The organism is Kitasatospora sp. NPDC051705, from assembly GCF_044453265.1.
GTDB lineage: Bacteria > Actinomycetota > Actinomycetes > Streptomycetales > Streptomycetaceae > Kitasatospora.
In genome coordinates this window covers 80,356-93,117 of the sequence record NZ_JBITCO010000019.1, presented here as the reverse complement: position 1 = coordinate 93,117, position 12,762 = coordinate 80,356, and the positions used below count along the sequence as shown (strand labels likewise).

The 12,762-nt window shown below is 73.3% G+C and carries 13 protein-coding genes; all 13 read left to right on the top strand.

All coding sequences use genetic code 11. The features are described 5' to 3' along the window. The first annotated feature begins 97 nt into the window (after positions 1-97). Positions 98-1,324 (top strand): sensor histidine kinase, encoded by a 1,227-nt coding sequence (locus ACIA8Q_RS23235; RefSeq protein ID WP_360212750.1) that lies wholly within the window; start codon positions 98-100, stop codon positions 1,322-1,324. Between the two features lie 36 nt (positions 1,325-1,360). Beyond that, positions 1,361-2,050, top strand: coding sequence for a response regulator transcription factor (locus ACIA8Q_RS23230; RefSeq protein WP_360212748.1), 690 nt, complete (start codon positions 1,361-1,363; stop codon positions 2,048-2,050). A 163-nt stretch (positions 2,051-2,213) separates the two neighbouring features. Next, the gene (locus ACIA8Q_RS23225; protein ID WP_360212746.1) at positions 2,214-3,164 is read left to right on the top strand and encodes a DUF2520 domain-containing protein; all 951 of its coding nucleotides are present in this window, start codon (positions 2,214-2,216) and stop codon (positions 3,162-3,164) included. Continuing rightward, positions 3,164-4,069, top strand: coding sequence for a pantoate--beta-alanine ligase (gene panC / locus ACIA8Q_RS23220; RefSeq protein WP_360212744.1), 906 nt, complete (start codon positions 3,164-3,166; stop codon positions 4,067-4,069). The genes ACIA8Q_RS23225 and panC overlap by 1 nt, the downstream gene beginning before the upstream one ends. A 45-nt stretch (positions 4,070-4,114) precedes the next feature. Next, positions 4,115-4,564 (top strand): aspartate 1-decarboxylase, encoded by a 450-nt coding sequence (panD, locus tag ACIA8Q_RS23215; RefSeq protein WP_360212742.1) that lies wholly within the window; start codon positions 4,115-4,117, stop codon positions 4,562-4,564. 16 nt (positions 4,565-4,580) lie between these two features. Continuing rightward, entirely contained in the window at positions 4,581-6,254 is a 1,674-nt protein-coding gene (locus ACIA8Q_RS23210; protein ID WP_360212740.1) for an L-aspartate oxidase, read from the top strand. Positions 6,255-6,258: 4 nt separating this feature from the next. After that, positions 6,259-7,230: a carboxylating nicotinate-nucleotide diphosphorylase gene (gene nadC, locus ACIA8Q_RS23205; protein ID WP_360212738.1), complete on the top strand. Its 972-nt coding sequence runs from the start codon at positions 6,259-6,261 to the stop codon at positions 7,228-7,230. 29 nt (positions 7,231-7,259) lie between these two features. Beyond that, the gene (locus ACIA8Q_RS23200) at positions 7,260-8,045 is read left to right on the top strand and encodes a type III pantothenate kinase (RefSeq protein WP_360212736.1); all 786 of its coding nucleotides are present in this window, start codon (positions 7,260-7,262) and stop codon (positions 8,043-8,045) included. A 93-nt stretch (positions 8,046-8,138) separates the two neighbouring features. Next, positions 8,139-8,891, top strand: coding sequence for a hypothetical protein (locus ACIA8Q_RS23195; protein WP_360212734.1), 753 nt, complete (start codon positions 8,139-8,141; stop codon positions 8,889-8,891). Positions 8,892-8,983: 92 nt separating this feature from the next. Next, a complete protein-coding gene (gene lysX, locus ACIA8Q_RS23190; RefSeq protein ID WP_396317620.1) occupies positions 8,984-10,540 on the top strand; it encodes a bifunctional lysylphosphatidylglycerol synthetase/lysine--tRNA ligase LysX in 1,557 nt (518 codons plus the stop codon). A gap of 263 nt (positions 10,541-10,803) precedes the next feature. Then, the gene (locus ACIA8Q_RS23185) at positions 10,804-11,244 is read left to right on the top strand and encodes a BlaI/MecI/CopY family transcriptional regulator (protein ID WP_396317619.1); all 441 of its coding nucleotides are present in this window, start codon (positions 10,804-10,806) and stop codon (positions 11,242-11,244) included. A gap of 9 nt (positions 11,245-11,253) precedes the next feature. Continuing rightward, complete coding sequence (locus ACIA8Q_RS23180; protein WP_360212730.1) at positions 11,254-11,790, top strand: amino-acid N-acetyltransferase; 537 nt, start codon at positions 11,254-11,256, stop codon at positions 11,788-11,790. Positions 11,791-11,881: 91 nt separating this feature from the next. Continuing rightward, positions 11,882-12,235 (top strand): Lsr2 family protein, encoded by a 354-nt coding sequence (locus tag ACIA8Q_RS23175; RefSeq protein ID WP_360212728.1) that lies wholly within the window; start codon positions 11,882-11,884, stop codon positions 12,233-12,235. The last annotated feature ends 527 nt before the right edge of the window (positions 12,236-12,762 follow it).

The window sequence follows — 12,762 nt, the reverse complement described above, 5'->3', positions numbered from 1 at the left end:
CTGCCCATCGGCACCCGTGCGTCTCCGACCTACGGAGTAGGACGGATCGCCCTACCGGCGGACCTGGGCACACCGCGTGACTGCCTACGCTGGAGACGTGCATCGACTCAACGCCTGGCTCCGCCGTCACCCCATGGTGGTCGACGCCGCCTGGGCTGCGGTCGTGCTGTTCTTCGGCCTGCTGCCGAACGACAACTTCCCCGACGGCTGGCGCTTCGACGCGCAGATCCTGGTCGCGGTGCTGCTGCCCGCGCTGATGGTCTTCCGCCGGCGCTTCCCCGACGTGACGGTGGCGGCCGCCGCCGGCCTCGGTCTCGGCCAGGTGGCCGCCGACGTCGATCCGGCCGCCTCCTCGATCGCCTACCTGGTGTTCGCCTACACCGGCGCCGCCTTCGGCCAGAAGTGGACGTCCCGGCTGGCGCTGGCCGCCGGTGTCGCCAGCGGTCCGCTGGTGTTCTGGCAGCTGCACCCGATGAAGACGGAGCTGGACCACGCCGGCGACGCGGTCACCCGGGAGTACTCCCCCGGCCAGGCCCTGCTGATCATGCTGCTGATGAGCACGCCGTTCATCCTCTGCTGGGCCTGGGGCCGGCTGACCCGGGTGCGCCGCGCCTACCTGACCGAGCTGGAGGACCGCGCGGCCCGGCTGGAGCGCGAGCGGGACGCCCAGGCCAAGGTGGCGGTCGCCGCCGAGCGCGCCCGGATCGCCCGCGAGCTGCACGACGTGGTCGCCCACAACGTCTCGGTGATGATCGTGCAGGCCGACGGCGCCGCGTACGTGCTCGACAACTCCCCGCAGCAGGCCAAGGAGGCGCTCGGCACCATCGCGTCCACCGGCCGGCAGGCGCTGGTCGAGATGCGCCGGCTGCTGGGCGTGCTGCGGACCGCGGACACCGCCGAGGAGTACGTGCCGCAGCCCGGGGTCGAGGAGCTGCCGGAGCTGCTGGAGCAGGTCCGCACGGCGGGGCTGCAGGTGGACTACGCGACCTCCGGTCACCCCCGCGAGCTGCCGCGCGGCGTCGAGCTGACGGTCTACCGGATCGTCCAGGAGGCGCTGACCAACGTCCGCAAGCACGGCGGCCCGGACGTGCACGCCCGGGTCGCGGTCGACTTCGGCGAGCGGGAGCTCGCCGTCCTGGTCGAGGACGACGGCCGCGGCAGCACCGACGAGCAGCTGACCGCCGGCGGCACCGACGGCCTCGGCCACGGCCTGATCGGCATGCGCGAACGGGTCGGCATGGTCAGCGGCCGCCTCGACGTGGGCCCCCGCCCCGGCGGCGGCTTCCGGATCCGCGCCGTCCTCCCCCTGAAGGCGGCACACTGAGTCCCCCGTCGCCCCGACGCCCCCGAAGGAGCCACCTTGACCATCCGCGTGATGCTCGTCGACGACCAGGAGCTGTTGCGCACCGGCTTCCGGATGATCCTGCAGTCGCAGGGCGACATCGAGATCGCCGCCGAGGCCGGTGACGGCGCCCAGGCCCTCGAACGGCTGCGGCACACGCAGGTGGACGTGATCCTGATGGACGTCCGGATGCCGCGCCTGGACGGTGTGCAGACCACCCGCCGGATCTGCCTCGCCGAGGACGGGAGCCCGCTGCCGGACGCCCCGCACGTGCTCATCCTGACCACCTTCGACCTGGACGAGTACGCCTTCGCCGCGCTCAAGGCCGGCGCCAGCGGCTTCCTGCTGAAGGACGTCCCGCCGACCGAGCTGGTGGCCGCGATCCGCGCGGTGCACGGCGGGGACGCGGTGGTCGCCCCGACCACCACCCGCCGCATGATCGACCGCTTCGCCGAGGTGCTGCCCACCCCGCAGAGCTCGCCCGGCTCGGACGTGCTGGGGCCGCTGACCGAGCGCGAGCGGGAGGTGTTCCTGCTGGTCGCGCAGGGCCTGTCGAACGGCGAGATCGCCGCCCGGCTGGTGCTCTCCGAGGCGACGGTGAAGACCCACGTCGGCCGGATCCTGGCCAAGCTCGGCCTGCGCGACCGGGTCCAGGCCGTGGTGCTCGCGTACGAGGCGGGGCTGATCCGGGCCGGCGCAGCCGACTGAGACCCCGCCGCCCGCCCGTAGAATGGGCCGGTGCGTCCGGTACCCGAAGAGGACCGGAACGATCAGTCGAGGAACCAGGGCAGGCTGTGGGCGAGCGGAGCGAGCCCGCTGTGGACGAAGTGCGCGTCGGCGGATGCCCCGGCCGAGCGCAGCGAGGTGGCGCATGAACGGGTCGGACGACTTCGCCGGGTTCGCCCCGCTCGCCGACGGCTTCGGCGATCCGGCCGATCCGGGCAACCGCCCGGCCCGCCTCGCCGTCGGCGTGGTCGGCACCGGGCGGGTGGGACCGGCCCTGGGCGCCGCCCTGCAGCTGGCCGGGCACACCGTGGTCGCCGCCTCGGGGGTGTCCGCCACCTCGCGGCGCCGCGCGGAGGCGCTGCTGCCGGGGGTGCGGGTGGTCACCCCGCCGCAGGTGCTGGCCGCGGCGGACCTGGTGCTGCTGACCGTCCCGGACGACGCGCTGGCCGACCTGGTGGCCGGCCTGGCCGCCACCGGTGCCGTCCGCCCCGGGCAGCTGGTGGTGCACACCTCCGGCGCGCACGGCGTGGGCATCCTGGAGCCCGCCACCCGGGCCGGGGCGCTGCCGCTCGCGCTGCACCCCGCGATGACCTTCACCGGCACCTCCGTCGACCTGGACCGGCTGGCCGGCTGCCCGTTCGGGGTCACCGCCCCCGAGGAGCTGCGGCCGGTCGCCGAGGCACTGGTGGTCGAGATGGGCGGCGAGCCCGAGTGGGTGCCCGAGCAGGTCCGCCCGCTCTACCACACGGCCCTCGCCCACGGCGCGAACCACCTGGTCACACTGGTCTCGCAGGCGATGGAGCTGCTGCGCACCGCCGGCGTCGCCGAGCCCGGCCGGCTGCTCGGCCCGCTGCTGGGCGCCGCCCTGGACAACAGCCTGCGCTCCGGCGACGCGGCCCTCACCGGCCCGGTCGCGCGGGGCGACGCGGGCACCGTGCGGCGCCACCTGGCGCAGCTCAGTACGGTGTCCCCGGACATCCCGGCGGCCTACCGGGCGATGGCCCGGGCCACCGCCCAGCGGGCGCTCGCCCACGGGACGATCGACGAGGCGTCGGCGACGGCGCTGCTGGACGTACTGAACGAGGAGAAGCACTGATGGCACGCGGCAAGCAGCCCGGCAGGTCCCAGCGGGAGCCGAAGGTCCACCGGGCCGTCGTCACGCACACCGTGGACGACTTCGAGGCCGCGTTCTGGCCGGACGAGCAGCCGGTCGACAACGCCGTCGTGATGACCATGGGCGCGCTGCACGAGGGGCACGCCGCCCTGGTCCGGGCCGCCCGCAAGCAGGTCGGCCGGGAGGGCCGGGTCGCGGTGACGGTCTTCGTCAACCCGCTGCAGTTCGGCGCCGGCGAGGACCTGGAGCGCTACCCGCGCACCCTGGAGGCGGACGTGCGGCTGGCCGAGGAGAACGGCGCCGACGTGGTGTTCGCGCCCTCCGTCGACGAGGTGTACCCGAACGGCGAGCCGCAGGTGCGCCTGACGGCCGGCCCGATGGGCGAGCGCTACGAGGGCGCCACCCGCCCGGGCCACTTCGACGGGGTGCTGACCGTCGTCGCCAAGCTGCTGCACATCACCGACCCGGACTTCGCGTTCTTCGGCGAGAAGGACGCCCAGCAGCTCGCGGTCATCCAGCGGATGGTCGCCGACCTGGACTTCGACGTCGAGGTCGTCGGCGTGCCGACCGCCCGCGCCGAGGACGGCCTGGCGCTGTCCTCGCGCAACCGCTACCTCTCGGAGGAGGAGCGCACCCGCGCCCTGGCGCTCTCCGGGGCGCTGTTCGCCGGCCGCGACGTGGCCGCGCAGGGCCCGAAGGCCGTCCGCGAGGCCGCCTCCGCCGTCCTGGACGGCGCGGAGGGTGTCACCCTTGACTACCTCGCCCTGATCGACCCGCACGACTTCACCGAGGCGGCGGACGACTTCCAGGGCGAGGCGGTGCTGGCCGTCGCCGCGAAGGTGGGCTCGACCCGCCTGATCGACAACGTCCGCATCATCGTCCGGTAAGCAGCAGTACCCCCTCAGGCATGCACTCACAGGAGGCGTGACCCCATGCTCCGCACCATGCTCAAGTCCAAGATCCACCGGGCCACCGTGACCCAGGCCGACCTGCACTACGTCGGCTCGGTCACGGTGGACGAGGACCTGCTCGACGCCGCCGACCTGCTCCCCGGCGAGCTGGTCCACATCGTCGACATCGACAACGGCGCCCGGCTGGAGACGTACACCATCGCCGGCCCGCGCGGCACCGGCGTGATCGGCATCAACGGCGCCGCCGCCCGCCTGGTCCACCCCGGCGACCTGGTCATACTCATCGCCTACGGGCAGATGGACACGGCCGAGGCCAAGGGCTACGAGCCGAAGATCGTCTTCGTGGACGAGCGGAACCGGATCACCGGCCTGGGCGGCGACCCGGCCGAGACCCCGGAGGGCAGCGGACTGCTCCGCGGCGACCGGGCGTACGGTGACGGCAACGGCGCGGCCCCGACCGCCGCGCGCTGAAGGAGCCACTGACGCCATGTCCGCCACGCACCGCCTCACCGCCCCGGCCCCGGGCTGGACCGCCACCACCGACGTGGTCGTGGTCGGCTCCGGCGTAGCCGGCCTCACCGTCGCCCTCAACGTCCGCAAGGCCGGCCTGCGGGCCATGGTGGTCACCAAGGCGATGCTGGACGACGGCTCCACCCGCTGGGCCCAGGGCGGCATCGCGGCCGCCCTGGGCGAGGGTGACACCCCCGAGCAGCACCTGGACGACACGCTGGTGGCCGGCGCCGGGATCTGCGACGAGGAGGCCGTCCGCACCCTCGTCACCGAGGGCCCGGACGCCGTCCGCCGGCTGATCGCGGTCGGCGCCGCCTTCGACCGCGGCGCCGACGGCGAGATCCTGCTCACCCGCGAGGGCGGCCACCACCGCCGCCGGATCGCGCACGCCGGCGGCGACGCCACCGGCGCCGAGATATCCCGCGCGCTGGTCGAGGCCGTCCGCAGCGACCCGGGCATCGAGCTGATCGAGCACGCGCTCGTCCTCGACCTGCTCACCGACGCCGACGGCCACGCCGCCGGCCTCACCCTGCACGTGATGGGCGAGGGGCAGCGCGACGGCGTCGGCGCCGTCCGGGCCCGCGCGGTGGTGCTCGCCACCGGCGGCATGGGCCAGGTCTTCTCGGCCACCACCAACCCGACGGTCTCCACCGGGGACGGCGTGGCGCTCGCCCTGCGGGCCGGGGCCGCCGTCACCGACCTGGAGTTCGTCCAGTTCCACCCGACGGTGCTCTGGCTGGGCCCGGAGGCCGAGGGCCAGCAGCCGCTGGTCTCCGAGGCGGTCCGCGGCGAGGGCGCCCACCTGGTGGACGCGGACGGCGTCCGCTTCATGCTCGGGCAGCACGAGCTGGCCGAGCTCGCCCCCCGCGACATCGTCGCCAAGGCGATCACCCGGCGCATGCAGGAGCAGGGCGCCGAGCACATGTACCTGGACGGGCGGCACTTCGGTGCCGAGATGTGGGAGCAGCGCTTCCCGACCATCCTGGCCTCCTGCCGGGCGCACGGCATCGACCCGGTCACCGAGCCGATCCCGGTCGCCCCGGCCGCCCACTACGCCTCCGGCGGCATCCGCACCGATCCGCGGGGCCGCACCAGCGTCCCCGGGCTCTACGCCTGCGGCGAGGTCGCCTGCACCGGGGTGCACGGCGCCAACCGGCTGGCGTCCAACTCGCTGCTGGAGGGCCTGGTGTTCGCCGAGGCGATCGCCGCCGACCTGACCGCCCGGCACCGGGCCGGCGGGCTGCCCGAGCGCTCGGTGGACGTCGCCGCGGCGCGCGCCGCGCACCCGGTGCCGCTGCCCCCGTCCGAGGCCCGGGCCGAGATCCAGCGGCTGATGTCGCGCGGCGCGGGCGTGCTGCGCTCGGCCGCGTCGATGGCCGACGCCGCGGCCGGGCTCACCCTGCTCGCCGAGCAGGCCTACGCGCACGTCGCCGAGGAGAAGCCCGCCGACCCGCGGGTGGAGACCTGGGAGGCCGCCAACCTCCTGCTGGTCGCCACCGCCCTGGTCGCGGCCGCCGCGCAGCGCCGGGAGACCCGCGGCTGCCACTGGCGCGAGGACTTCCCCGAGCGCGACGACGCCCACTGGCGGCGCCACCTGATCACCACCCTCACCGCCTCCGGCGACCCCGTCAGCACCCCTGAGGAGCAGTAGAACCATGACCCACTCCCACGAGGACCTCCCCCTGGCCGACGCCCAGGGCGGCTGCGGCGACGGCTGCGCCTGCGGGGACGGCGAGGGCTACGAGACCGGCCTGGACCCGCAGCTCGCCGAGCTGCTGGAGGAGGCCGGGCTGGACCCGATCGAGGTCGAGGACATCGCCACCCTGGCGCTGGCCGAGGACCTGGCCGGCGGCGAGGACGTCACCTCGGTGGCCACCGTGCCCGCCGAGGCCGTCGCCACCGCCGACTTCACCGCCCGCGAGGCGGGCGTGGTGGCCGGCCTGCGGATCGCCGAGGCCGTCGTCTCGCTGGTCTGCGAGGAGGAGTTCGAGGTCGAGCGGCACGTCCAGGACGGCGACCGGGTCGAGGCCGGCCAGGTGCTGCTCTCCGTCCGCTCGCGCACCCGCGACCTGCTGACCGCCGAGCGCAGCGCGCTCAACCTGCTCTGCCACCTGTCCGGCATCGCCACCGCGACCCGGGCCTGGACGGACGCCCTGGAGGGCACCGGCGCGGTCGTCCGGGACACCCGCAAGACCACTCCGGGGCTGCGCGCGCTGGAGAAGTTCGCGGTCCGCTGCGGCGGCGGCGCCAACCACCGGATGGCGCTGTCCGACGCCGCCCTGGTGAAGGACAACCACGTGGTCGCGGCCGGCGGCGTGGCCGAGGCCTTCCGGGCCGTCCGGGCCGCCTACCCCGACCTGCCGGTCGAGGTCGAGGTCGACACCCTGGAGCAGATCCCGCCGGTGCTGGAGGCCGGGGCCGACCTGATCCTGCTGGACAACTTCTCCGTCCCGCAGCTGAAGGAGGCCGTCGAGCTGGTGGCCGGCCGGGCCAAGCTGGAGTCCTCCGGCGGACTGACCCTGGCCACGGCGCGCGAGGTCGCCCAGACTGGTGTCGACTACCTGGCCGTGGGCGCGCTCACCCACTCCTCGCCGATCCTGGACATCGGCCTGGACCTGCGCGCCTGACCTCCGCCCCGACTCGCAGAAAGCGCCACATGCTCCTCACCATCGACGTCGGCAACACCCAGACCACGCTCGGCCTGTTCGACGGCGAGGAAGTGGTCGAACACTGGCGGATCTCCACCGATCCGCGCCGCACGGCCGATGAACTGGCGGTGCTGCTGCAGGGGTTGATGGGCAACCACACCGCGGTCCGGGAGGCCTCGGTGGAGGGGCTGGCGATCTGCTCGTCCGTCCCCGCCGTGCTCCACGAGCTCCGCGAGGTGACCCGCCGCTACTACGGCGACGTCCCCGCGGTGATCGTGGAGCCCGGCGTGAAGACCGGGGTGCACGTCCTGATGGACAACCCCAAGGAGGTCGGCGCCGACCGGATCGTGAACGCGCTGGCCGCCAACCACCTGTACGGCGGCCCGTGCATCGTGGTCGACTTCGGCACGGCGACGACGTTCGACGCCGTCAACGCCCGGGGCGACTACGTGGGCGGCGCGATCGCCCCCGGCATCGAGATCTCGGTGGAGGCGCTGGGCGTCCGCGGCGCCCAGCTGCGCAAGATCGAGCTGGCGCGGCCGCGCAACGTGATCGGGAAGAACACCGTCGAGGGCATGCAGTCCGGGATCCTGTACGGCTTCGCCGGCCAGGTGGACGGGCTGGTCGAGCGGATGGCCCGGGAGCTCTCCAAGGACCCGGACGACGTCCAGGTGATCGCCACCGGCGGGCTGGCCCCGCTGGTCCTCGGCGAGGCCACCACCATCGACGTGCACGAGCCCTGGCTCACCCTGATCGGCCTGCGGCTCGTCTACGAACGCAACCGGCCCAGCTAGGGCGCGGGCCCGGCGCGGCCCGTCGGGCCCGACCACGGGGTGTCCGGCGCGACGTTACCGACAAATCGGATATTCCTCACGTAGTGTCAGCCCATGCCTACGCCACACGGATCGCGCGGCGGCATGGCCTTCAGCGCCGACGAAGTCCGCGTGCTGCGCCGCGCCCTCGCCCAAGCCCTGCACCCCGCCGCCCCCGTCCACCTCCAAGGCCCCGGCCACCCGGCGTTCTCCGGACCCGGCGCCGAACTGTGGGCGGAGGACGTCCAGGACGCGCTGCGCCTAACCGAGGCGATCGACGAGGCCGTCCAGGAGGGCGGCCGGCTGCGCGCCTTCCTGCTCGCCGACCTCGGGCGCTACCGGGCCGCCCTGCCCGGCAGCGCACCCGGCTACCTGGAACGCCTGGAGGAGGCCGTCACCGACGGCTACCTCCCCGGCCCCGAGGACCTCACCGCGCTGCGCGGACTGACCCGCCAGCCCTGCGGCCACCACGAACGCGCCCGCCGCTCCCGGCTGGCCGGCCGCTGCCACGCACTCGCCGAGGCCGCCGTCCGCGAACGGCTCGCCCTCACCGCCGGGCAGCCCCGCCACCTCGTCGCCGTACCGAGCCCCGCCGCACCCCCGAGCAGTCTCCCCACCCCTGTTGGAGGACGGATCACGATGAGCAGCACCGACTCCCCCGCCGAGCGGCCCACCGCCCCCCAGACCGCCCCGGCCCGGCCGCACCGGATGCCGACCCCGGCCGAGCTCTTCGGCCGCCGTCCCAAGCCCCCGGCCCACCCCGCGCCCGCCGCGCCGCCCGCCCCGGCCGGCCCCGAGGAGATCGAGCTCGCCACCGGCACCGGCTGAGCCGGCCGGAGCACCGAGGGGGGCCGCCGACGCGGCCCCCCTCACCCGTATCCCGTGGCGGAGCACCGTGTGTGGCTGGCTACCCTTGTGGGGTGAGCGATCAGAGCCCAATCCCCGCGACCGACGACCTTCCCGAGCAGATGCGCGTCCGGCGCGAGAAGCTGGACCGGCTCCGGGCCGCCGGCATCGACCCCTACCCGGTCGGCTTCCCCCGCACCACCACCATCGCGGACCTGCGCGCCAAGCACCCCGACCTGGAGCCGGACACCGCGACCGGTGAGCGGGCCGGCGTCACCGGTCGCGTGATCCTCTCCCGCACCGGCGGCAAGCTCTGCTTCGCCACCCTGCGCGACGGCACCGGCGACCTCCAGGTGATGTTCTCCCTGGACAAGCTCGGCCCGGAGCGGCTGGCGGCCTGGAAGGCCGACATCGACCTCGGCGACCAGGTGGGCGTCGAGGGCGAGGTGATCACCTCCAAGCGCGGCGAGCTGTCGGTGATGGTGGACCGCTGGGAGCTCACCGCCAAGTGCCTGCGCCCGCTGCCGGACAAGCACAAGGGCCTGACCGACCCGGAGGCCCGGGTCCGCCAGCGGTACGTCGACCTGATCGTCAACCCCGAGGCCCGCGAGATCCTGCACCTGCGCAGCAAGGTGGTCCGCTCGATCCGCCGCACCTACGAGGACCGCGGCTACATCGAGGTCGAGACCCCGATGCTGCAGCCGGTGCACGGCGGCGCCAACGCGCGTCCGTTCAAGACGCACATCAACGCGTACGACATCGACCTGTACATGCGCATCGCCCCCGAGCTGTACCTCAAGCGGCTCGTGGTCGGCGGCGCCGAGAAGGTCTTCGAGATCAACCGCAACTTCCGCAACGAGGGCGCGGACTCCACCCACAACCCGGAGTTCACCTCGCTGGAGTCGTACGAGGCCTACGGCGACTACGACACCCAGGCCGAGCTGATCCGCGCGACGATCGTCAACGCGGCCCGGGACGCGCTGGGCACCACGGTGATCAAGGGCGTCGACGCGCACGGCGTGGAGCACGAGATCGACCTGGCCGAGCCGTGGGAGGAGGTCTCCGTCTACCCGGGCATCTCCGCCCGCCTGGGCGCCGAGGTCACCCCCGACACCGGCGTCGAGGAGCTGCGCAAGCTCGCCACCGAGCACGGCATCCCGTTCGAGAAGGACTGGGGCCACGGGCAGATCGTGCTGGAGATGGTCGAGCGCCTGCTGGAGGAGAACGCCGTCCGGCCGACCTTCATCAAGGACTACCCGACCGAGGTCTCCCCGCTCACCCGCCAGCACCGCTCCGTCCCGGGCGTGGCCGAGAAGTGGGACCTGGTGATCTTCGGCACCGAGATCGGCACCGCCTACTCCGAGCTGGTCGACCCGGTCGAGCAGCGCGCCCGGCTGACCGCGCAGTCCCTGCTGGCCGCCGGCGGCGACGTCGAGGCCATGCAGGTCGACGAGGACTTCCTGCGGGCGCTGGAGTACGCGATGCCGCCGACCGGTGGCCTCGGCCTCGGGGTGGACCGCCTGATCATGCTGCTGACCGGCAAGAACATCCGGGAGACGGTGCTCTTCCCGCTGGTGAAGCCGGAGCCGAAGGCATCCGCCGCGACGGCGGAGAAGACCGAGGAGGAGTGACCTGATGGACTACGTCAGCGCGATCGTGCCGCCGCTGGTCATGGCGATCGGCTTCGGCTTCCTGGTGCGGGCCATCGTCCGCTCGCAGGGCGGGGCCCAGAAGGCCAAGGAAGACCTCGACTGACCCGCCGGCGCACCCGCGACCGACGGGGTCAGCCGCCCGAACGACCGGCGCGCCGCCATTCCCGATTCCGGGGTGGCGGCGCGCCGGTTTGGCGCACTTCACAAGATTTGCCCCATTCACTCCCTATCCTGGCCGCACTATGGTCCGGCAACTCGGCGAACTTGAGAACGCCATCATGACCCGGGTGTGGCGGTGGAACCGACCGGTGACGGTTCGCGAGGTTCTCCTGGATCTGCAGTCGGAACGCGAAATCGCGTACACCACGGTGATGACCGTCCTGGACAAGCTCCACAGAAAGGGCTGGCTGCGCCGCGAGCGGGTGGGCCGGGCCTATCGATATGAGCCGGTCTCCTCCCGCGAGGCCTACACCGCGGCGCTGATGAACGACGCCTGGGCCACCGGCGACAATCCGGCCGCGGCCCTGGTGCACTTCTTCGGCCTGATGTCGCCCGAGCAGCGCGAGGCGCTGCGGGACGCCTTGCGGGTGGCCGCACTGTTCCCGTCCGATCCGGCCCCGACGGATTCCCCGCCGCCGCCCGGAGCCGATACCGGGGAGACCGGGCCGGGGCCGACGCGATAACGTCCCGGCATGGAGGTCACCATCCGCCGTGCGCGGACAACCGACGTGCGGGCCGTGCGCGGGCTCGTCGACGCCTACTCGCGCGACGGGATTCTGCTGGACAAGCCCACGGTCACGCTGTTCGAATCCGTCCAGGAGTTCTGGGTCGCGGAACGCGACGACGACGGCACGGTGGTGGCGTGCGGAGCACTCCACGTGATGTGGGAGGACCTGGCCGAGGTCCGCACGCTCGCGGTCGACCCGTCCTGCCGGGGCTTCGGGGTCGGACACCTGCTGTTGGAGAAGCTGGTGCAGACCGCCCGCTGGCTCGGCGTCCGTCGGATTTTCTGCTTGACGTTCGAGGTCCCCTTCTTCGCGAAACACGGTTTCGTCGAGATCGGCGAGGTTCAGGAAACCGATGATGGTACGACAGACCCGGCGGCGATCGCTACGGATGTCTATGAAGAACTTCTCCGCTCGTACGATGAAGGTGTCGCGGAGTTCCTTGACCTCGAGCGCGTGAAGCCCAACACACTGGGCAACTCACGCATGCTGCTCCACCTCTGAGCGGCTCCGCGCCGGTCAAGGGTTTGTGTTTTCCGGAGAAAGGCGCTTTCCTTTCCTTAGGCAATGGGTCGTTTAGCGGAAAGGGAAGCCCGTGGCACAGAGGGTGCAGGTCATTCTTGAAGACGATCTCGACGGCGGTTCGGCGGACGAGACGGTGACGTTCGCGCTCGACGGCGTTGCCTACGAGATCGACCTGAAGAGCGCCAACGCGGACAAGCTCCGCGGTCTGCTGGCGCCGTACGTCGAGAAGGGCCGCAAGCAGAGCGGCCGGCTCGCCGGGGCACGCCGCCCGGGCCGCGGCACGGCGCCGCGCCCCACCGGCGGGGGTGCGCCCGACACCGCGAAGATCCGCGCGTGGGCCAAGGAGCAGGGCATGGAGGTCAACGACCGCGGCCGGGTGCCGAGCACGGTCCGCGAGGCCTACGACAAGGCCAACGCCTCCTGATCCCGGCGCCGCCGGCACGCCGGAGCGGGTGCGGGGCCCCGGCGGCCGCGCACGGCGCCGACGACACACGCGCGGGGCGCGGAGGAATCTCCTCCGCGCCCCGCGGCGCGCGCCCGGAGGGCCTGCGCGCCACCGGCGCCGGGGGGCGTCCGGGGCGTGGGCCGGGGCGGCGGAACAATCACGAGCTGTGCAACGCTGTAGGAGCGAAGCGGTAACGCCGACACCACCGATGGCGTACCGGTCGACGCGGCGGGCACTGAACCACCGTCACCGCGGCCCGACTTCTCGCCAGGCGAACACCGCCACCGCGGAAACTGCGCGAGAACCGCCCCGATACCGGGTATGAATGCAGGTGGACGGGTTCTCCGACCCGTCCAGGGGCAGTATGTGCGACCGGCCGGGGACGGTCCGGCTCCGCCCCGGCGGCTCTTGTTCGCCGATGGCGTAGCGGTATCCGGTGCATCCGGGCCACCTGTGGGAACACCGTTTCCCAACATCAGGTTGGGATTGGTGTCGGCTGGTCGCGC

Excerpts from the sequence above, each read along its gene's own strand:
- panC (WP_360212744.1), top strand. The coding sequence starts at position 3,164 with ATGGCACGCGGCAAGCAGCCCGGCAGGTCCCAGCGGGAGCCGAAGGTC.
- ACIA8Q_RS23200 (WP_360212736.1), top strand. The coding sequence starts at position 7,260 with ATGCTCCTCACCATCGACGTCGGCAACACCCAGACCACGCTCGGCCTG.
- ACIA8Q_RS23225 (WP_360212746.1), top strand. The coding sequence starts at position 2,214 with ATGAACGGGTCGGACGACTTCGCCGGGTTCGCCCCGCTCGCCGACGGC.
- nadC (WP_360212738.1), top strand. The coding sequence starts at position 6,259 with ATGACCCACTCCCACGAGGACCTCCCCCTGGCCGACGCCCAGGGCGGC.
- ACIA8Q_RS23210 (WP_360212740.1), top strand. The coding sequence starts at position 4,581 with ATGTCCGCCACGCACCGCCTCACCGCCCCGGCCCCGGGCTGGACCGCC.
- ACIA8Q_RS23195 (WP_360212734.1), top strand. The coding sequence starts at position 8,139 with ATGCCTACGCCACACGGATCGCGCGGCGGCATGGCCTTCAGCGCCGAC.
- panD (WP_360212742.1), top strand. The coding sequence starts at position 4,115 with ATGCTCCGCACCATGCTCAAGTCCAAGATCCACCGGGCCACCGTGACC.
- ACIA8Q_RS23185 (WP_396317619.1), top strand. The coding sequence starts at position 10,804 with ATGGTCCGGCAACTCGGCGAACTTGAGAACGCCATCATGACCCGGGTG.
- ACIA8Q_RS23180 (WP_360212730.1), top strand. The coding sequence starts at position 11,254 with ATGGAGGTCACCATCCGCCGTGCGCGGACAACCGACGTGCGGGCCGTG.